General features: G+C 63.2%; 17 protein-coding genes and 2 tRNA genes. 7 read left to right on the top strand and 12 right to left on the bottom strand.

Annotated features, from left to right (window positions below; genetic code table 11):
- Window positions 1-32 precede the first annotated feature (32 nt).
- Window positions 33-770, bottom strand: a complete 738-nt coding sequence (locus P8Q88_RS10495; RefSeq protein ID WP_278323786.1) for a TlyA family RNA methyltransferase — start codon at window positions 768-770, stop codon at window positions 33-35.
- A 34-nt stretch (window positions 771-804) separates the two neighbouring features.
- On the opposite strand from P8Q88_RS10495, the gene P8Q88_RS10500 reads away from it, so the two are divergent.
- Both P8Q88_RS10500 and P8Q88_RS10505 read left to right on the top strand, forming a co-directional pair.
- A complete protein-coding gene (locus tag P8Q88_RS10500; RefSeq protein ID WP_278323787.1) occupies window positions 805-1362 on the top strand; it encodes a hypothetical protein in 558 nt (185 codons plus the stop codon).
- 433 nt (window positions 1363-1795) lie between these two features.
- The gene (locus tag P8Q88_RS10505) at window positions 1796-2875 is read left to right on the top strand and encodes a branched-chain amino acid aminotransferase (RefSeq protein ID WP_278323788.1); all 1080 of its coding nucleotides are present in this window, start codon (window positions 1796-1798) and stop codon (window positions 2873-2875) included.
- Here the strand turns inward: P8Q88_RS10505 and P8Q88_RS10510 are convergent.
- Window positions 2872-3801 (bottom strand): LysR family transcriptional regulator, encoded by a 930-nt coding sequence (locus tag P8Q88_RS10510; protein WP_278323789.1) that lies wholly within the window; start codon window positions 3799-3801, stop codon window positions 2872-2874. The two genes, P8Q88_RS10505 and P8Q88_RS10510, sit on opposite strands and share 4 nt — an antisense overlap.
- Window positions 3802-3907: 106 nt before the next feature.
- On the opposite strand from P8Q88_RS10510, the gene P8Q88_RS10515 reads away from it, so the two are divergent.
- Together P8Q88_RS10515 and P8Q88_RS10520 are read left to right on the top strand one after the other, a co-directional pair.
- Window positions 3908-4609 (top strand): pirin family protein, encoded by a 702-nt coding sequence (locus P8Q88_RS10515; protein WP_278323790.1) that lies wholly within the window; start codon window positions 3908-3910, stop codon window positions 4607-4609.
- A gap of 15 nt (window positions 4610-4624) precedes the next feature.
- Window positions 4625-5218: an FMN-dependent NADH-azoreductase gene (locus tag P8Q88_RS10520; protein WP_278323791.1), complete on the top strand. Its 594-nt coding sequence runs from the start codon at window positions 4625-4627 to the stop codon at window positions 5216-5218.
- A 58-nt stretch (window positions 5219-5276) separates the two neighbouring features.
- Here the strand turns inward: P8Q88_RS10520 and P8Q88_RS10525 are convergent, their stop codons facing one another.
- The 3 genes from P8Q88_RS10525 to P8Q88_RS10535 form a co-directional block, all read right to left on the bottom strand.
- On the bottom strand, window positions 5277-6164 hold the full coding sequence (locus tag P8Q88_RS10525) for a DMT family transporter (protein WP_278323792.1): 888 nt from the start codon (window positions 6162-6164) through the stop codon (window positions 5277-5279).
- A 4-nt stretch (window positions 6165-6168) separates the two neighbouring features.
- The gene (locus tag P8Q88_RS10530; RefSeq protein WP_278323793.1) at window positions 6169-8238 is read right to left on the bottom strand and encodes an NAD(+) synthase; all 2070 of its coding nucleotides are present in this window, start codon (window positions 8236-8238) and stop codon (window positions 6169-6171) included.
- A 63-nt stretch (window positions 8239-8301) separates the two neighbouring features.
- Window positions 8302-9306 carry a DNA topoisomerase IB gene (locus P8Q88_RS10535; RefSeq protein ID WP_278323794.1) on the bottom strand — a complete coding sequence of 335 codons (1005 nt, stop codon included), beginning with the start codon at window positions 9304-9306 and terminating at the stop codon, window positions 8302-8304.
- Between the two features lie 94 nt (window positions 9307-9400).
- Between P8Q88_RS10535 and yghU the strand changes: the two genes are divergently transcribed.
- Complete coding sequence (gene yghU, locus P8Q88_RS10540) at window positions 9401-10252, top strand: glutathione-dependent disulfide-bond oxidoreductase (RefSeq protein WP_278323795.1); 852 nt, start codon at window positions 9401-9403, stop codon at window positions 10250-10252.
- A 126-nt stretch (window positions 10253-10378) separates the two neighbouring features.
- On the opposite strand, the gene P8Q88_RS10545 is transcribed toward yghU, so the two are convergent.
- From P8Q88_RS10545 to P8Q88_RS10570, 6 genes are all read right to left on the bottom strand, one after another.
- A tRNA-Gln gene (locus P8Q88_RS10545) sits at window positions 10379-10453 on the bottom strand.
- A 44-nt stretch (window positions 10454-10497) separates the two neighbouring features.
- Window positions 10498-10574: transfer RNA gene (locus tag P8Q88_RS10550), tRNA-Met, on the bottom strand.
- A 124-nt stretch (window positions 10575-10698) separates the two neighbouring features.
- On the bottom strand, window positions 10699-11223 hold the full coding sequence (locus P8Q88_RS10555; protein ID WP_278323796.1) for a 2'-5' RNA ligase family protein: 525 nt from the start codon (window positions 11221-11223) through the stop codon (window positions 10699-10701).
- The gene (gene mltG, locus P8Q88_RS10560; RefSeq protein ID WP_278323797.1) at window positions 11220-12194 is read right to left on the bottom strand and encodes an endolytic transglycosylase MltG; all 975 of its coding nucleotides are present in this window, start codon (window positions 12192-12194) and stop codon (window positions 11220-11222) included. The genes P8Q88_RS10555 and mltG overlap by 4 nt, the downstream gene beginning before the upstream one ends.
- Window position 12195: 1 nt before the next feature.
- Complete coding sequence (gene fabF, locus P8Q88_RS10565; protein ID WP_278323798.1) at window positions 12196-13455, bottom strand: beta-ketoacyl-ACP synthase II; 1260 nt, start codon at window positions 13453-13455, stop codon at window positions 12196-12198.
- 93 nt (window positions 13456-13548) lie between these two features.
- On the bottom strand, window positions 13549-13785 hold the full coding sequence (locus P8Q88_RS10570; protein WP_006834437.1) for an acyl carrier protein: 237 nt from the start codon (window positions 13783-13785) through the stop codon (window positions 13549-13551).
- A gap of 151 nt (window positions 13786-13936) precedes the next feature.
- Between P8Q88_RS10570 and P8Q88_RS10575 the strand changes: the two genes are divergently transcribed.
- Entirely contained in the window at window positions 13937-15916 is a 1980-nt protein-coding gene (locus P8Q88_RS10575; RefSeq protein WP_278323799.1) for a serine hydrolase domain-containing protein, read from the top strand.
- A gap of 97 nt (window positions 15917-16013) precedes the next feature.
- Window positions 16014-16445, top strand: a complete 432-nt coding sequence (locus tag P8Q88_RS10580) for a ferritin-like domain-containing protein (RefSeq protein ID WP_278323800.1) — start codon at window positions 16014-16016, stop codon at window positions 16443-16445.
- Window positions 16446-16501: 56 nt separating this feature from the next.
- Here the strand turns inward: P8Q88_RS10580 and aspS are convergent, their stop codons facing one another.
- Complete coding sequence (gene aspS, locus P8Q88_RS10585) at window positions 16502-18367, bottom strand: aspartate--tRNA ligase (RefSeq protein ID WP_278323801.1); 1866 nt, start codon at window positions 18365-18367, stop codon at window positions 16502-16504.
- Between the last annotated feature and the right edge of the window lie 81 nt (window positions 18368-18448).

Raw genomic sequence — 18448 nt, forward strand, 5'->3', positions numbered from 1 at the left:
GCGATGCGCCTAGAGCCGAGCGAGCCGCAGCGTCAATGTCGGAGCGCACTTATCAGGAATTCGATATTGCCTTCCGGTCCGGTGATCGGGCTTTCGATGATGCCCTGCACCGAAAAACCTAGACCATCCGCCCAGTCTCGCACTTCGTCGCAGACACGGCTGTGCAGCGCCGGATCGCTGACTACGCCCTTCTTGCCGACCTCTTCGCGCCCAACCTCGAATTGCGGCTTGATCAGCGCGACGAGGCGGCAGTCGCGTTCGGCCAGTTCGAGCGGGCGTTCCAATACCTTGGCGAGACCGATGAAACTCGCATCGCAGACCACCCAGCCGACCGGACGATCGATCATCTCGCGCGTCAGGATGCGCGCGCTGGTTTGCTCCAGCACAGTCACCCGCTCGTCCTGCCGCAGTTTCCAGGCGAGTTGATTGGTCCCGCTGTCGACTGCGAAAACATGTTCCGCCCCGCCCTGCAGCAAAACGTCGGTGAAGCCGCCGGTCGAGCTACCGACGTCCATCGCCGTGACGCCGCTGGGGTCCAGCCCGAAATGCTCGATGGCGTGGGCCAGCTTGATCCCGCCGCGGCTGACCCAAGGGTGGTCGCGCCCGCGCACGTCGAGCGGCGTGTCCTCGGCGATCTGCTGTCCGGGCTTTGCCAACTTCTGCTCGCCCGAAAAGACCAGCCCTGCCATCACCAGCGCCTGGGCCCGCGTACGGCTCTCGACCAGCCCGCGGTCCACCAGCATCTGATCGAGGCGCTTCTTTTTCGGCATCGGAAAGAAAGCGCCTAGCGAGCATTGTGGACATATGAAACCGATCTATGCCCATGCCGCAGGCGCGCTTGCGCTGAGTTCCACCATCGCCGCTTGCGTGCCGGCTCCCGACTCGACGCCCGCGCCCGAGCCGGTAGCGACCAGCACCCCGACCCCGACGCCAAGTGCCGCCCCGCTGCCACCACCACCAATGGAAAGCGACTGGATCGACCAGCCGCAAACGGCCGGGAGTTGGAGCTATCGGGCAACCGGCAACTCGACGCGGGCCTATTTTGGATCGGCATCCTCCCCCGGCGGCGCATTCTCGCTCGAGTGTAAGACGCCCGGGAGGATTATCGAACTCGGCCGGCCCGGTCGCACATCGCAAAGCATCACCATCCGCACGGAAACCGCCAGCCGGACGCTTGCCGCAGGATCGGGCGAGATAGCGTCGCCCGCCTCCACCGTCGCGCAACTCTCGGCGAACGATCCGCTCCTCGACGCAATGGCGCTTACGCGGGGGCGGTTCGCAGTTGAAACTCCCGAAATGCCAACCCTTTACCTGCCCGCATGGGCGGAAGTAACCCGGGTTATCGAGGATTGCCGACGATAGGGGAAAAGCCCGCGAAATTCGACGGGCCACAAAAAACAATTCTGACGTGGGAAAACTTTTTTTCAAGGCTTGAATTGCGCGCGCCAGCGCAACAAATTGATAGCCAAGATCAGCGGGTAGCGCGGTCTTGGCCCCCGGTGAAACGGGGATCTAGCTCACAAGCTTGAAAGGAGGTGATCCGATGTCTCATGGTTCAGTAGCGAGGTCGGTGAAGATCCCTACGGAGCATATTCGGTAACATTTCCTGCCGAGTAAGGCTACGTGAGCGGCGCTTCCGGCCGCTGACCATGCGAAGGCCAGTCTCTCCTTATGGCGAGGCTGGCCTTCTCATTTTTGGGATGCGCCTTGAACATCCGCTGGAGGCTTGCGACTGGTCTCACCCTCCCCGCTGACAGACCTTGCCCTCGCACTCGCTGCGGATTAACCGCGCTGCATGGACTTCCAGCACCTTTCCCACCCCGCCCCGGTCCCCGGCGAAACCCGCCAGCAGGCCCTGCAGGATCCCGGTTTCGGCAAACTCTTTACCGATCACATGGTCGTGATCGAATATGATGCGGACAAGAAAGGCTGGCATCGGGCGACCCTGGGCCCGCGCGAGGCTATCAGCCTCGATCCGGCGGCAGCAGTCCTGCACTACGCGCAGGAAATCTTCGAGGGCATGAAAGCTTACAAGCATGCCGATGGCGGGCTTGCCCTGTTCCGGCCAGAGCAGAACGCGCGCCGCTTCAATGCCAGCGCCCGGCGCATGGCGATGCCTGAACTGCCGGAAGAACTGTTTCTCGAGTCGATCCGCCAACTGATTACGAAAGATCGCGACTGGGTGCCGGACGGGCCCGACAGTGCGCTTTACCTGCGTCCCTTCATGTTCGCATCGGAGGCGTTTCTCGGCGTGCGACCGGCGCGGCAGTACAAATACATCCTTATCGCCAGCCCGGTTGGTCCGTATTTCAAGGGCGGCGCCAAGCCGGTCAAGATCTGGGTCAGCCGCAATTACACCCGTGCCGCCCCCGGCGGGACAGGCGCCGCAAAGACCGGCGGGAACTACGCCGCGAGCCTCGTGCCTCAGGCGGAAGGTATCGAAAACGGCTGTGACCAGGTCGTCTTTCTCGACGCGGTCGAAAAGAAATGGATCGAGGAGCTGGGCGGCATGAACCTGTTCTTCGTTTTCGACGATGGCAGCGTGATCACGCCGCCGCTGACCGGCACGATCCTTCCCGGTATCACGCGCGACAGCCTGATCGCCTTGCTCCGTGAAGAGGGCCTGCAGGTGCGCGAAGAGCCTTACAGCATCGACCAGTGGCGCGCCGATGCGATCGAGGGGAAGTTGCTCGAAACCATGGCTTGCGGAACCGCTGCAGTCGTGACCCCGGTCGGCACCGTGCTCGGCCCGGATGGCGAGTTCACCATTGGCAGTGGCGGAACCGGCCAGATGACCAACAAGATCCGTGAAAAGCTGGTGGGCATCCAGAAGGGCACGGTCGAGGACACCCACGGCTGGGTGATGAAGCTCTAGGGGACTCCCGTCACCGAGGGTTCGACCCCGGTACAATCGGTCAGGCGCTCCCTGATCGCATCGATCAGCCAGCTGGTTGCGGGGCCGGGCCGCGCATCGCGGCGCCACAGTGCGCTCAGCGTGTAATTCGCGCCCGGCCTTTCCGGCAGGTCCAGCTCGCACAAACGGCCTTCGGCAATGTCTCCGCTCACCATGTGGCGCGGCATGTTGCCCCAGCCGATGCCCTCTTTCAGCAAGGCGTGTTTCGCGCCGAGATCGGCGAGGCGCCAGCTTTCCGGCGCGAGGACCGAAAACTCGCGACCCTCCGTCAGGGGCGACCGATCGGTCAGCACAAGCTGGAGATGCCGGCGACTCTCGCCAGGCTTGATGCCTGCGCGCGACAGCGGGTGATCGGGCGCGGCGACGGGCACGAGCTCGACGGCACCGATCGCCTGCCGCTCCAGCTCCGCATGATCGGCGAGCACCGGCCCACCGATGGCCAGATCCGCCCCGCCATCGAGCAGGCAGGCGGCAACTGCCCCCAGCGCCTCGACCTGCAAGCGGAGCCCGACATTGGGGTACATCCTGCGGAATTCGCGCAGGACACCGGCGGTCACTTCGCCCGGCAGCATGACATCCACCACCAGCGAAACCTCGCTTTCGAGACCCGCGTGCAGCCCCTGAGTCTTGGCCAGCAGAGTGTCGATGCCGTCCGCAACTGCCTTCGCCTCGGCCAGCAGACCCTTGCCCTCGTCGGTCAGCACCGGCCGGCGAGAGCCTTGGCGGGCGAACAGCGTCACGCCGAGCTGCGCCTCCATCTGCGAGATGCCATAGCTGATTGCGGAGACGGCCCGCCCCATCTTGCGCGCCGCGGCGCCGAAGCTGCCCTCTTCCGCCACCGCAAGAAAGATCCGCAGCTGGTCGAGGCTTGGCTCACCCAGTTTCACTGTTCTGAATTTCCGAACATCTTGGCACGTTTTATCGCAGTTATCGGAACGGGGAGCAATGGCTATCTCCAAGTCCAACAAACCCATCCTCGAAAGGAATAGGACCATGATCGAACATCGCCCCTTCGACAGTCTCGGCAACGCCAACCACGGCTGGCTCGATGCGAACCACCACTTTTCTTTTGCCGGCTATCACGATCCCGCCCGCGTGAACTGGGGCGCTCTGCGCGTGTGGAACGACGACACCATCGCGCCGAAGAGCGGTTTCCCGACCCACCCGCATCAGGACATGGAGATCATCACCTATGTCCGCACCGGCGCCATCACCCATCGCGATTCGATGGGCAACGAGGGCCGCACCGAGGCAGGCGATGTGCAGGTGATGAGCGCAGGTCGCGGCGTTGCCCATTCGGAATTCAATCTGGAGGACGAGGAAACCACCCTCTTCCAGATCTGGATCATCCCCTCAGAACGCGGCGGCGAGCCCGGCTGGGGCGCACGCAGGTTCCCCAAAGGCGACCGCGCAGGCCAGTTCGTCCCCCTCGCCAGCGGCGTTGCGAATGACGACGACGCGCTGCCGATCCGCACCGATGCCCGCGTGCTCGGCGCGACGGTCAAGGCAGGCGAGACCGTTACCTACACGCCGCGTACCGCCGATCGACACCTCTACCTCGTTCCTGCCACCGGCCGCATTCGCCTTGGCGATATCGAGGCGCAGGCGCGCGACGGCCTGGCCATTACGAAAGAAGACAGCATCACCATCACCGCGCTCGAGGACAGCGAACTCGTCCTCGTCGATGCGGCCTGAACAGGAGATACAATCATGAGCACCATCCTTCATATCACCGCCAGCATCCGCGATGGCGAGAGTGTTTCGCGCAGCCTCGGGACGAGACTGGTCGACCGCCTCGCCTCGCATGATGGCGCCAAGGTCGTTACTCGCGATCTGTCGAAAAACGATCTGCCCTTCATCGATCAAGCGCGTTTTGCGGCCAACCTCGCACCCTATGCAGACCGTTCGGCAGAGCAGCACGACCTGGCGAAAATCGCCGATGAATTGATCGACGAGCTGCAAGCCGCGGACACTGTGGTTTTCAGCGTCCCGATCTACAATTTTTCGGTTCCCGCCACGGTCAAGGCCTGGGCCGATCTGGTCGCCCGCGCCGGCACGACCTTTCAGTATACCGTCAACGGTCCCGAAGGCCTGCTCGCTGGTAAGAAGGCGTATATCGCGGCCGCATCCGGGGGCACCCCGGTCGGCAGCGACACGGACTTCATGACGCCGTGGCTGACCTTCTTCCTTGGCTTCCTCGGGATCAAGAATGTCGAGCTTGTCGCCGCCGATGGCATCATGGGCGAAGGCGGCGAGGAGAAGATCGCCGAAGCGCACCGGCAAGTGGAACGGCTCGCGGCCTGACGAAAGCGAGTGGAGTACGGGCGGACCGCAGCAACGGGCCGCCCGTTTCTACATGCAGCTACAATCGGGGCCGAACCAGCAAAGGTTTGAAGACATTGCGCGTTGGGCGCAACACGATGATCGCCACACCGACAAGCGCAATGGCTCCGCCTGTCACCAAACGCACCCCAACCGCATCGCCGGTCAGCCAGGCACCGAAGGCGATCGTGAGGATGGGCGTCAGCAGGGTCAGCGGGACGAGCAGGTTCGCATCGTTCTGCTGCAGCAGGCGGTAATAGGCCGTATGCGCGCCGACTGAGACTACGATCGCGGCGAAGAAGAGGCAGGCGGCGAGTCCCCACGGCGCCGCTTCCCATGAGGTCGCCTGCCCCGTTTCCATGACCAGCGAGAGCGGGAGCAGGACCATGACCGATGCGACTGCCGCCCAGGCTTGCAGGCGGATCGAGGGAAGGTCCAGTTGCTTCACGAACACGGTGCCCAGCGCGCCGACGACCGCCGAGGCGAAGATGAGGATCAGGCCGCTGCCCGCCTCCAGCTGTGCCCCGCCAGTCATTGCGTAGAGCACGCCGCCGAAAGCCAGCGCAATGCCTACGCCGCGTTTCCAGCGAATGCGTTCACCCAGGAAAAGGATGGCGAACAGCACCGTCATCGGCGCACCCGAGAGACTGACGACGCCCGCCGCGGCGGGGCTCGCGGTGGCAAGTCCCATGAAGAGCAGGGCAAAGGAGCCGCCACTGATCGCCAGACCGAGGAGCATGACCTTGCCGAGCTGCCGGGGAACGGGCCGCAGCAGCGGCAACAGCACCAGCGCCACAATGGCCGAGCGCATGAATGCGTAGAACAGCGGCGGCGTGTCGAGATCGCTGACCGCGATCTTGCTGACCACGACGTTGAGCGCCCACACGATGTTGCACGCCATGATGACGGCAAAAGCGCGGGCCGACATGGGCTCAGTCGTTCATCGGGGGCAGCGCGGCCCGGAGCTCTTCGAGCCACAGATCGGCAACCGCGTCGCTCGGCGCGCGCCAGTCGCCGCGGGGCGACAATGCACCGCCGGCGCTGACCTTGGGCCCGTTCGGGATCGCACTGCGCTTGAACTGGCTGAATTCGAAGAACCTCTTCAGGAAGTTCTCCAGCCATTTGCGGATAGTAGCCAGATCGTAAGCATTCTTCGCGTCGTTCGGGAAATCGATCGGCCACAAGCCTTCGTCGATATCGTGCCAGGCATGCCAGGCCAGGAACGCGACGTGCCCCGGACTTTGTCCGTACCGCGCGATATGGTGGAGGAAAAAGTCGTTGAGTTCGTAAGGGCCGATGATCGACTGCGTGCTCTGGATTTCGCCATCTTCGCCTGCCGGCACAAGTTCCGGGCTGATCTCGGTATCGAGAATATCCGCGAGGATCGCATCGACCCCGCTGTCGAACTGTTCGGTCGAAATAGTCCAGCGGATCAGATACTGGATGAGCGTCTTCGGAACTCCGGAATTCACCGCGTAATGGCTCATCTGGTCGCCGACGCCATAAGTGCACCAGCCCAGCGCGAGTTCCGACAGGTCGCCCGTCCCGATAACGAAGCCAGAATGATGTCCGGCTAGGCGGAAGAGATAATCGGTGCGCAGCCCCGCCTGCACGTTCTCGAACGTCGTATCATATTGCGGTTCGCCATCGGAAAACGGGTGATCGATATCCTCCAGCATCTGCAGCGCGGCAGGCTTGATATCGATCTCCTCGGCCGTGATGCCGAATGCCTCCATCAGCTTCCACGCGTTCGATTTCGTGGCGTCGGAAGTCGCGAAACCCGGCATGGTATAGCCGCGAATATCCGTGCGTGGCCGGTTCAGCCGGTCCATCGCCTTGGCGGCGACGAGCAGCGCATGCGTGCTGTCCAGCCCGCCCGAAATGCCGATAACCAGCGATTTCGCCGAGGTCGCCTGGATCCGCCGCATCAGCGCGTCGACCTGGATGTTGAACGCCTCGTAACAATCCTCGTCCAGTCTGTCGGCTCGGTTCGGCACGAAGGGGAAGCGCCGGATCGGACGGTTCAGCCCCTTGTCCCCGCTCGCCGGCGCATGGTCGAATGCGATGCGGCGGAACCAGTCCTCCGGGCGACCGGCGGCCTCGGCCGCATCGCCCCAGGTCTGCATCCGCATCCTTTCAGCAAGAATGCGCTTCGTATCGATGTCGCTCACGCATAATTCGGGATGGAGGTCGAACCGCACGCTTTCGATCAGGAGATCGCCCAGTTCATAGACCATGCCCTGCCCGTCCCAGGCGAGGTCGGTCGTACTCTCCCCGTGGCCGCTGGCCGAATAGGCATAGGCACAGACCGCCCGGCTCGAGCTTGCGCGGCACAGCATGTGGCGTTCGTCCGACTTGCCGATGGTGATGTTGGACGCCGACGGGTTGAGCAGAATTGTCGCCCCGGCAAGCGCAGCCAGCGTTCCGGGGGGATTGGGCGCCCAGAAATCCTCGCAGATTTCGATGCCGAAGGTGAAGCCAGGCAAATCCCGGGCCGCAAAGATCAGGTCCGTGCCGAAGGGAACTGCCGTCCCGCCGAGCTCGATCTCCAGCCCTGTGCACTCGCGCCCGTGGCTGAAATAACGCTTCTCGTAATACTCGCGATAGTTCGGCAGGTAGCTCTTGGGCACGACCCCCAAGACCGCGCCCCCGGCGACGACGACCGCGCAATTGTAAATCCGGCCATTGCGACGAAGCGGTGCTCCCACGACCAGCACTGGCGAAAGGTCCGCTGTCGACTCGCACAGCTTCGCAAGATGCCGCTCAACCGCGTCGAGCAAGGCGGTCTGCAGATGAAGATCGTCGATCGCATAGGAGGACAACGATAGTTCGGGATACAGCAACAGATCGACTTGCTGCCGATGTGCGGCCTCTGCCTGTTCGACGATGCCCTGCGCATTGAAAGCGACATCGGCCGTCCGGGTTGCGGGCGTTGCCGTCGCAACGCGCACGAAACCGTGAGTGTGCAGGTCGAAGAACGGATGGTCGCGCGGCTCGGTCATGGCGCTTCGCTATCCGCTCAAGCGCGGGGTGGCAACGCTCCTCACAGGCTTGCGCTGCGCGGCTCAGGCCGCGGCAAGCAATTCCGCTGCGCTGGGGCTATGCTGGAGCAGCTCGATCAGCCCGCGCTCTTCACGCGTAAGCCAGCGCGTCGCGCGCGGCAGGCGCAGCTTCGCTCGCCACTCCTCCTGCCGGTCGACGAGATCGATGACCGCAGGGTGGATGTAGCTTCTGCGGGTCACCGCCGGAGTATTGCCGAGATGGCCAGCGACGCAATCGAGCAAGGCCTTCATCGGCACGCGCCCCTCGCCTTCCCGCAGGCATTCGAAGCCCATCACGCTGGCATGCCAGGTTCGGAAATTCTTCGCGGTAAACCTCTCTCCCATGCACGCCTCCAGGTATTCGTTCACATCGCTCGAGCCGACGGTCTGAACGGTGCCGCCCTCGTCGATATACTTGAAGACATTCTGCCCTGGCAGGTCCTGCATCTTGCGCACCGCACGCGCCAGGCTGCCATCGGTCAGCGTGACTTCGCGGACCTTGCCCGACTTGCCCTTGTAGCGCAGCTTGAGCGTCTTGCCGGTGATCTCCGCATGCTGCCGCCGCAACGTGGTTGCGCCATAGCTCTTGTTCCGCTCGGCATAGCCTTCGTTGCCGACCCGGACCGCGCCGAGATCCAGAAGACGCACCACGCTGGCCACGGCGCGCTCGCGGGTGAGCGTTCGCCCGCTCAAATCCTCTTCCACCTTCTTGCGGACCAGCGGCAGCAGATTGCCGAATGCTATGCAGCCATCGAACTTCTCGCCCTCGCGCTCTGCCCGGAAATCCGGGTGATAGCGATACTGCTTGCGCCCTTTGGCATCGATCCCGGTTGCCAGAATATGGCCGTTGGGCGCAGGGCAGAACCAGGCGTCGACATAGGCGGGCGGGAGCGCAATCGCATTGAGCCGCTTTTTCTCGGCAGCGTCGGTGATGAGCCTGCCCTTCGAGTCGTAATACGCCCAGCCCTTTCCAGCCCCCTTGCGGGTGATCCCGGGCAAATCGTCGTCGACATAGATGAGCTTCGTCATAGCGAAGGCTTTAACCGTGGCGGCATTGAAGCGGTTCCCCACCTTGCGACGAACGGGTGAGTAACCTAGCCCGGATGCCGAAAGGATATGCTGCATGGCCGATGCTACCTACACTCCACCGGAAGTCTGGACCCACGACGCTGAGAACGGCGGCAAGTTCGCCAATATCAACCGGCCAACGGCGGGCGCACGCGAGGAGAAGGACCTCCCCGCAGGCGATCACGATTTCCAGCTCTATTCGCTGGCGACACCGAACGGCGTGAAGGTCACGGTGATGTTCGAAGAACTGCTCGAAGCGGGACACGCGGGCGCGGAATACGACGCATGGACCGTGAATATCGGCGATGGCGAACAATTCACCAGCGGGTTTGTCGGCGTCAATCCGAACAGCAAGATCCCGGCCCTGCTAGATCGCAGCGGAGAAACGCCGGTCCGCATTTTCGAAAGCGGCGCGATCCTGCTGCACCTTGCGGAAAAATTCGGTGCCTTCCTGCCGACCGACGATACGCGCCCCGAGGTACTGAGCTGGTTGTTCTGGCAGATCGGCAGCGCGCCCTTCATCGGGGGCGGGTTCGGCCATTTCTATGCCTACGCACCAGAGAAGTTCGAATATCCGATCAACCGCTACGCCATGGAAACCAAGCGCCTGTTCGACGTGGCCGACCAGCGGCTTGCGCAAAGCGAATATCTGGGCGGCAATGATTACACGATCGCCGATATGGCCGCTGCGCCTTGGATGATCCCGTTCGTCGAGGGCAAGATCTACAACGAAGCGCGCACGTTCCTCTCGATCCACGAATACGCCCATGTCGAGCGCTGGGCGAAGCAGGTTGCCGCCCGCCCCGGCTTTCGCCGCGGCCGGATCGTCAACAAGGCCTGGGGCGACGAGGATGCGCAGCTGCTGGAGCGACACTCGGCAGCCGACTTCGACGGCAAGGTCTTCTAGTCGCGGGGGTTGGCTGGGGTGGCAGGATTGGCCGACGGCCTTCTTCGCGCTGCGCGCTCCGAACCCCGAACCTGCCGGTCGCTTCGCGAGCAGGTTCGATCCTGGGCGAGACCTGTCCAAGAAGGTTGGCTGGGGTGGCAGGATTCGAACCTGCGCATGCCGGTACCAAAAACCGGTGCCTTACCGCTTGGCTACACCCCACCAGGCCCGCAGGACCTGCGCGAACCACCCGGTCGCCGGTCTTCTGGTAGCGGAGGAGGGACTCGAACCCCCGACACGCGGATTATGATTCCGCTGCTCTAACCACCTGAGCTACTCCGCCCCGAAGAGGCACGCCGGATCACGTTCCCATGATTGGACCCGCTCGGCAGGCGGCGCATTTAGGCTGCGTGCTGCATGCGGTCAACTGCACAATGCAGCATCGCGAAATTTTGTGGCGCAGGCTGTCAGGCGCGCTCGCTACCGCGGAATGCGAAGGTTTTCACGTGCTCCCACGGCCCGCCGCGATAGCGAAACAGGGACAGACCCCGGAAGGCGAAGGCGCGGGGCTGGATGGTCCCTTCCATCTGGGCCTGAAGCGCTTTTGCCTCCTTGCCCGTAACCTTGTTCTGGATGGTCACGTGCAGGCGGGGACGGTGCTGATCCTGCTGAGTCAGCAGGCCGTGGAAGCCGTCGGCCAGCCGTTCGCGCAGGCGCAACATGGCCGGACTTTCCAGCTTGATTGCGGTCCCCCGCCCCAGCGACATGAGCCCGACGACCTCCCCCGCCACAGGCGCATGGTCGCGCGCCATCCGCTCGCAGACCGACACGACTTCGCCCTCGCACGGACCAGGAAGCGCGTGGAAAAGCGTGACGTGGGCTTCGAGATAATTGCGTTCGGGCGGGAAGTGTTCGTCGCGCAGCGCGGTGTAGCGCGCATGCAGATCGTCGGGCAGTTGTGCCGTCAGGATGAGCGGGGCGTCCTCGCTCACATCTCGCCGCGCTGACGGCGGATTTCGAACCATTTGGCGACGTTGCGATTATGCTCTTCCAGCGTCTCCGCAAAGGCATGGCCACCAGTGCCGTCGGCGACCATGTAGCGCGCCGCGGTTTCCGCCGGATTCAGCACCGCAGCAATGGATTCGCGCCCCGGATTGGTGATCGGACCCTTGGGCAGGCCGACCATTGTATAGGTGTTGTAGTCGTTGACCGCGGCGATCTCCGACTGGCGGATACGGCGGCCGAGCGGCTTGCCCTTCGTGATCGGGTAGATGATCGTCGGGTCGGCCTGCAGCAGCATCCCGTCCTTCACGCGGTTCGAATAGAGCCCGGCAACCATGCGGCGCTCACGCGCAACGCCTGTTTCCTTTTCCACGATCGAGGCGAGGATGACCGCCTCCTCGATGCTGTCCACCGCGATGTCGTCGCCGCGCTTTGGCCAGGCTTCGGCAAGGTAGTTCTGCATCGCCGCCTGCATCCGTGCGAGCACTTGCGCCCTGCTCTCCCCGCGTTCGAAGTCATAGGTGTCGGGAAGGACCGATCCTTCCTCGGGCACCGGTATCTCACCGGATAGCAGGTCCTCTGCCATCAGGCGTTCATAGACCATGACCGAGGGCAGTCCTTCGGGAATGGTTACGAAGCGGCGGATGACTTCGCCGTGCTGGAAAGTGTCGAGGATGCGCGAGGCGCTCGCCCCAGCAGGCAGCAGGAATTCGCCCGCCTTTATCGGATCAGAGGAGCCGAGGATTCTCGCGCGCAGGAGGAAACCGTCGGCCGAGGCGATCAGCCCCTCGTCTTCCAGCTTGTTCGCAACGGAGGTCAGGGTCGCGCCCGACGGGACGATGAAACTCGTGTCCTCCTCGACATCCGCGCCGCCCCACCAGCCGGACACGAACCAGATCGCACCGATCGCCAGAACGAGCGCGAAGATCGCGCCGATAATCAGCGCTCCGCTGCGTTTCACGTCAGTCGACTTTCTTCAGGATCAACGATGCATTCGTCCCGCCGAAGCCGAAGCTGTTGTTCAGCGCCGCCTTGACCTCACGCTTCTTCGCTTTCTTGGGCACGAGGTCGACACCCTCGGTCCCCTCGTCCGGATCGTCGAGATTGAGTGTCGGCGGTACGATCTGGTCGCGGATCGCGAGGATGCAGAAGATCGCCTCGACCGCGCCGGCGCCGCCGAGGAGGTGGCCGATGGCCGATTTGGTCGAGCTCATCGACGCGCCGCCGAGATCATCGCCGAGAACGCGCTTGACCGCGCCGAGTTCGATCGTGTCTGCCATGGTCGAAGTGCCGTGAGCGTTGACATAGTCGATGTCGCCCGGCTCCATCCCAGCCTTCTTGAGCGCCATGCGCATGGCCAGTTCGGCACCCTTGCCCTCAGGGTGCGGTGCGGTGACGTGATAAGCGTCGCCCGACAGACCATAGCCGACCACTTCGGCATAAATCTTCGCACCGCGCGCCTTGGCATGCTCGTATTCCTCGAGCACGACGACGCCCGCGCCCTCGCCCATGACGAAACCGTCGCGGTTCTTGTCGTAGGGACGGCTCGCCTCGGTCGGACGGTCGTTCATGCTCATGTTGAGCGCGCGCGCCTGCGCGAAACCGGCCACGCCGAGTGGATTGATGGTCGATTCCGCACCGCCCGCCAGCATCACGTCGGCATCGTCGAGCGCGATCATGCGCGCTGCGTCGCCAATCGAGTGCGCGCCGGTGGAACAGGCCGTCACGACCGCGTGGTTCGGGCCCATCAGTCCGTATTTGATCGAGACCTGCCCACTGATGAGATTGATCAGACGGCCGTGAACGAAGTGCGGACTCACCCGACCCGGACCGCGTTCATGCAGGACGATGCTTTCGCTCTCGATGCCCGGCAGGCCCCCGATGCCCGAACCGATCGAAACGCCGGTGCGCAGCTTGAGGTCATCGTCCATGTCGACCAGGCCGGCATCTTCCAGTGCCTGACCGGCGGCGTCGATACCGTAGACGATGAAGGGATCGACCTGACGCTGGACCTTGTGGTCGACACGCTTGTCGGGGTCGAAACCCCATTCGTGATCCTTCGCCTTCACCTCGCACGCGATGGTGCATTTCTGGCCTTCGGTATCGAACCGAGTGATCTGCCCCGCCCCGCTCTTGCCGGCGATCAGGTTCGACCAGCTGGTCGCGACATCGGCGCCCAGGGGGGTGACGAGGCCAAGACCGGTAACGACCACACGACGCATTGAATTCTCCGCGTAAATAAGACGACAGGCCCGGCCCGGTATCGGGTCGGGCCTGTCTATCGCCGCACTGGACGGCAGCTGAAAAGCCGGTGTTTAGCCCTTGTGCTCTTCGATATACTTGGTCGCATCGCCAACGGTGGTGATCTTCTCCGCCGCATCGTCGGGAATTTCGACGCCGAATTCTTCTTCGAAGGCCATGACGAGTTCCACAATGTCGAGGCTGTCGGCACCGAGATCGTCGATGAAGCTGGCTTCCTGGGTGACCTTGTCGGCCTCGACACCAAGGTGTTCGACGACAATCTTCTGCACGCGGTCGGCAGTATCGCTCATTTTTGTCCCTCTCGAAATTTGGGGGTTGGCAAATTGGCTTTCGCCCTAATGAACGCCGCGGGCGAGCGCAAGGGGCTGGCGCATCGCACCTGCAATTGACCTGTCATCGGGCTGGCGTATTGTGGATGCAACACGCAAGGAGACCATGTTCATGAAACGCTTCGCCATTGCCGCTTCCGTTCTGCTCGCGACCGCCTCGCCACTGCCCCTGTTCGCGCAGGAAGCCGCGCCCGCGGCGACGGCGGAGATGCTGGACACCGGAACCGGCGCTCGGATGGCCCCGATCCCGGGCTGGAGCCGCGAGATGCGCGACGGCATGATCGTTTTCACGGCGCCGGAAGGCGATGCGACCGCCGCGATCGTCGGCGTCGACAAGGCGGAGGACGGAGCGGCGGCCGTTGCAGCGGGATGGGCAAAGCTCGATCCCGATTTCTCGCGTGAGGTCCTGATCGCGCAGGACCCGCCGGCGCGCGATGGCTGGGACCAGATCACGGTGGTCAATTACAAGAGCTCGCCGGAAGAAAAGCTGGCCGTCCAGGGCATCGGCTTGCGCAAGGGCGATACCTGGACCGTGGTCCTGATCAACGGTGCGCTAGCAACCGTCGCGAAGCGCGGAGCGCAGCTCAACCAGGCCTTCGGATCGCTGCGGCCGACCGATTTCGAACGCGAAAGCTTCGCCGGGCGCGAAGCGAAGGAACTCACGAGCGAACGGATTGCCGAACTCACCGACTTTCTCACCCGCGCGATGGATGGCCTGGAAATCCCCGGCGTAGGGCTTGCGCTGGTACAGGACGACCGGATCGTCTGGGAAGGCGGACTCGGGACGACCGACCACGCTGGCGGGCAGCCGGTCGATGAGAACACCAGCTTCATGGTCGCATCCAACACCAAGGGCATGGCAACGCTCCTGCTTTCAACCCTGGTCGATGAAGGCAAGCTCGCCTGGGACCAGAAGGTCACCGAAGTCTATCCGGAGTTCCGCCTCGGCAGTGCCGAGACCACCGACAGCGTGCTGGTCGAACACCTGATCTGCGCCTGCACCGGCCTGCCGCGCAAGGACATGCAGTGGGTGATGAACACCAGCAGCGACACGCCGGCGAGCGACACTTTCGTCCAGCTTGCCGCAACCGAACCGACCAGCGGTTTCGGTGAAGTGTTCCAGTACAACAATCTTATGGCCAGCGCCGCCGGCTATATCGGCGGGCACCTGATCTATCCCGACATGGAAATCGGCGCCGCCTTCGACCGTGCCATGGACGAGCGGATCTTCGAGCCGCTCGCCATGACGCGCACGACGTTCGACTACACCGCGGCGATGGACGACAACTGGGCCCGGCCGCATGCGCGCGGCTTTTCCGGCAATGTCGAGACCGCGCCGATGGACTGGAACTACATGGTCCGCCCCTATCGACCCGCGGGCGGCGTCTGGTCCACATCGCATGACATGGCGCTCTATGCTCTCAACGAATTGCGTGAAGGCACGCTGGCCGACGGCACCGACCTCGTCTCGGCGGAAAACCTGCTCAAGCGGCGCGAGCGCTACGTGCCCATCGGCGAGGACAGCTGGTACGGTATGGGCCTGATGGAGAGCGCCAATCTGGGCAAGTCGATCTATTTCCATGGCGGCAGCCTGATCGGCTACAAGAGCAACTTCTGGTTCATTCCCGAAGATGGCGTGGCAGCGGTCCTGCTCACCAATTCGGATACCGGGCAGGCCCTGCTCGGCCTGTTCCAGCGCAAGCTGCTCGAAGTGCTCTACGACGGCGACGAAGAGGCGGAGGAAAACCTTGCGGCGGCCGTCAAGCTTGGCGCGGAGGCACGCGAGAAGGGGCGCGAGGGGATCATCGAGAAGGGTGACCCGGAAGTGCTCGCGGCACTCGCCCCGCGCTATGTCAATCCGGAGCTCGGTCCGCTAACCATCAGCCGCGAGGGCGACACCTACTACGGCACGGTGACTTCGGGCCGGACCGCGATCGGCACGAAGGCCAATGACGATGGCACGACCTCGATCATCATGATGACCCCGGGGTTCTTCGGCTTCCCGCTCGTCATCGGTGAAGCCGAAGGCAAGCGCACGCTCAAACTGATCGACGCGCAACACGAATATGTGTTTGTCGAGGAGACAAGCTGAACCGGGTCCGGATTGCGCCATGATGCTATAAGGGCCGGACCGATGCTCGCCGTCGAAGGTTGGTTGAATATCAACCTGTTACAAAAGGACGACGACCATGACCAGTTCAGTATTCAAGAGCCTGACCGACACGACCTTCGATTCGGTCGAAGGCTACCGCAAAGCTGCCGAGAAGGCAGACAGTCCGCAGCTGAAGCAGGCTCTCAACCAGCGCCTGCAGCAGCGCGAACAGACCCTCGCCCAAATGAATGCCCAGCTTGAGCGCCAAGGCGAGGAATTGGTGACCAAGGGCACGATTTCGGGCTCCGCCCACCAGATGTTCGCCAGCATCGCCGATGCCTTCGAAAGCGGCGACGAAGCTGCTGCCGAACGCGTCGAGGAAGGCGAGGACTATATCCGCGGAAAGTTCGAAGAAGCCCTCGATGGCGATCAGCTCGAGGCGAGCGAACGCGGCGTGGTGCAACAGTGTCTCGGCGAAATTCGCGAAGGTGAACAGTTCGGGGACATGATCGAACGCCAGTACGACTGACGCCAAATCCGTAATCGGAAATTGAAGGGCGCGGAGCGATCCGCGCCCTTTTCGTATCACCTGTCGTCGCTGCGTTCGGGCGCGTCCCGCGTCGCGGCGTTGCTGTTCATGTCGGTCTTCTCGGCTTCGGTGGCAGCTTTTTGCGCTTCGAGTGCGGCCCCGCCGAGGCGGATGTGGACATCGCGCAGCTGGTTCGGCGCGACCACGCTTGGCGCGCCCATCATCAGATCCTGCGCCTTCTGGTTGAGCGGGAAGGCGATGACCTCGCGGATGTTCGGCTCGTCGGCGAGCAGCATGACGATGCGGTCGATACCGGGCGCCGAGCCGCCGTGCGGCGGCGCGCCGAGTTTGAACGCCTCGATCATGCCGCTGAAGTTCGCATCGACATCTTCCTGCGTGTAGCCGGCGATCTCGAAGGCTTTGTACATGATGTCCGGGCGGTGGTTACGGATGGCGCCCGATGACAGCTCGTAGCCGTTGCAGACGATGTCGTACTGCCATGCAAGGATATCGAGCGGGTCCTTGGTCTCCAGCGCTTCCATCTCGCCCTGCGGCATGGAGAAGGGGTTGTGGCTGAAATCGACCTTCTTGGCGTCCTCGTCATATTCGAACATGGGGAAGTCGACGATCCAGCAGAACTTGAAGCAGCCTTCCTCGATAAGGCCGAGCTCTTCTGCGACGCGGGTGCGTGCAGCACCGGCCAGCTTGGCGGCGTCCTTTTCCTTACCCGCGGCGAAGAACAGACCGTCGTTCTCGCCAAGGCCGAGTTCGGCATAAAGCTTCTCCATGCCCTCCGTGCCGTGGTTCTTGGCAATGGGGCCACCGAATTCGCCGCCCTTGCGAGTGACGTAGCCGAGGCCGGCGAAACCTTCGCGGCGCGCCCAGTCGTTCATCTCGTCGAAGAGCTTGCGGCTCTTCTCATGCGTGTTCGGCGCGGGGATCACGCGCACCCGGCCACCGCCGCCGACGATCTTTTCGAACAGGCCGAAGCCGCTCTTTTCGAAATGCGATGTGACATCCGAGATGATCAGCGGATTGCGCAAATCGGGCTTGTCGCTCCCGTATTTCAGCATCGCCTCGGCATAGGGAATGCGCGGAAATTCACCCGCGGGCGTCACGCTCTTGCCGTCTGCGAATTCTTCGAAGACGCCGGCGAGAACCGGTTCGATCGCCTGGAAGACGTCTTCCTGCGTCACGAAGCTCATTTCGAAGTCGAGTTGGTAGAATTCGGGGCTGCGGTCGGCGCGCAGGTCTTCGTCGCGGAAGCATGGCGCGATCTGGAAGTAGCGGTCGAACCCGGCGACCATCAGCAGCTGCTTGAACATCTGCGGCGCCTGCGGAAGCGCGTAAAAGCGGCCCGGGTGAAGGCGACTGGGCACGAGATAGTCGCGCGCGCCTTCGGGGCTGGATGCACCTAGGATCGGGGTCTGGAACTCACTGAAGCCCTGATCGATCATGCGGCGGCGCAGGCTGGTGATGACGCGATTGCGCAGCATGATATTCGCGTGGACGCGCTCGCGGCGCAGATCGACGAAGCGATACTTGAGGCGCGTTTCCTCGGGATAATCCTCGGCGCTGTTGACGATCAGCGGCAGTTCCTCCGCGCGGCTCTGCACTTCGACCGAACGGGCGAAGACCTCGATCTCGCCGGTGGGCAGGTTCTTGTTCACCGCCACATCGTCGCGCGCCTTCACCGTCCCATCGATGGTGACAACCGATTCCAGCTTGATCCGGTCGAGGATCGGCAGCGCCTCGCTATCCTCGTCAGCCACGATCTGGGTGATGCCGTAATGGTCGCGCAAATCGACGAACAGTACGCCGCCATGGTCGCGCTTGTTGTGCACCCATCCCGACAGGCGGACGGTGTCGCCGACATTGTTCTTCGTCAGCTGAGCGCAGTTGTGGGTACGGTAAGCGTGCATCTGGAAGTCTTTCCAATTTCGGATGTATGGCGCTAAGGGCGCGAACGACGCGCTCCTCTAGCAGGAATCGCGCGCGCTAAC

Origin of the sequence: Qipengyuania marincola (assembly GCF_029688625.1) — a bacterium.
Lineage (GTDB): Bacteria > Pseudomonadota > Alphaproteobacteria > Sphingomonadales > Sphingomonadaceae > Qipengyuania.